This window comes from Shinella sp. SUS2 (genome assembly GCF_001262505.1).
Taxonomy (GTDB): domain Bacteria; phylum Pseudomonadota; class Alphaproteobacteria; order Rhizobiales; family Rhizobiaceae; genus Shinella.
On sequence record NZ_KQ410830.1, the window covers coordinates 1 to 1,120 of the forward strand.

The window sequence follows — 1,120 nt, forward strand, 5'->3', positions numbered from 1 at the left end:
TCATCGCCCACATTCGCCTGATCACAAGGCGACTTGCAAGGTACCGATATCGTTGAAGGCTTTTCGAGTCAGACTCTGAAAAGCGAAGGCCAGCCAAGGAAGTTTCTGCTGTAACTGCGCAGGTTGTCGCGAGGCCGAAATCTCTGATCAACGCAAAGTCATCCGGGACTAAGATGGAAGAATATACCCACAATATTGTGGCCATGTTCAAGGATGGGGGAAAAAATTGGGCTTGTCTCAAGAACAAAGGGCGCGCGATGTTGGAGGTAACGATCGATGATATGAGCGGCAATGCCGCCCACATCACAGTAGACAATGTCACCGTGCTTTAGATGCCATAAAGGCGGCGTGTGACCTCGCCGCCTTTCTCTCGTTGGCATCCCGCCGCTGTTGGTCGCGCTCATAGGGCGTCAACTTCGCCATCTCGCTATGGGTGCGCGGGAGGATCAGGACCTCGCCGGCATCAATCCGCTTGCGGGGCAGGGACTTCAAGGCGTAGCCAATCGCTTTCCTTGGAGTTTCCGTGATTTCATCGACGCGGACGCGCTGGAACGCCCGCTCCGGGCCATGAATATGCGGTTGATTGTCATCGACATAGTTTAGCAAGCCTTCTTTCATGCGCGAGATTGGCGGTTGCAGTGCGATTGAGTGCATGTGTTCGCCATCGTTCTGCATGATGTTGAACAAGTGGTCCTTGAACTTTTTCTGCACCGGCCAATCAGAGGCGCTGATCCAAAGCGGCAAGTCGGCGATGTCTTGCTTTTCAGGTTTGCGGAATGTCCGCGTCAGCAGCCTCGCATATAAACGCTCTGTCTCTTGCTGCATGAGCGCTTGGCGGCTTCGGGTACTTCCTCCCATTGGATTGAACATCAATGTCACAAGGTAAGGTACGAAGCCTCGTGTAATACGTTCCATTGCCATATCGATGTAGGCTTCCATGAGTTTTCGTTCGGTGATCATGCCGTCGTCCTCTATCGGTTTCGGTGTGTAGGTTGATAAGCTGGTGCCTTGCTTGGCCATCGCGGTGGTGTTGATCACGCTTGTGTCAACGGCGGAGTAAAAACCGGCCACGGGGCGGAGCAACAGTCGGCCACGGTGGCGCCGGCCTGAGACCGCCGGG

The 1,120-nt window shown here is 54.6% G+C and carries 2 protein-coding genes; one reads left to right on the forward strand and one right to left on the reverse strand.

Annotated features, from left to right (window positions below; translation table 11 throughout):
- The first annotated feature begins 173 nt into the window (after window positions 1–173).
- Window positions 174–332 carry a hypothetical protein gene (locus AKG11_RS35050; RefSeq protein ID WP_156334243.1) on the forward strand — a complete coding sequence of 53 codons (159 nt, stop codon included), beginning with the start codon at window positions 174–176 and terminating at the stop codon, window positions 330–332.
- Here the strand turns inward: AKG11_RS35050 and AKG11_RS33530 are convergent.
- Window positions 319–1,120, reverse strand: an 802-nt coding sequence (locus AKG11_RS33530) for a hypothetical protein (RefSeq protein WP_210166817.1), incomplete at its 5' end; no start/stop codon positions are given. The genes AKG11_RS35050 and AKG11_RS33530 overlap by 14 nt on opposite strands.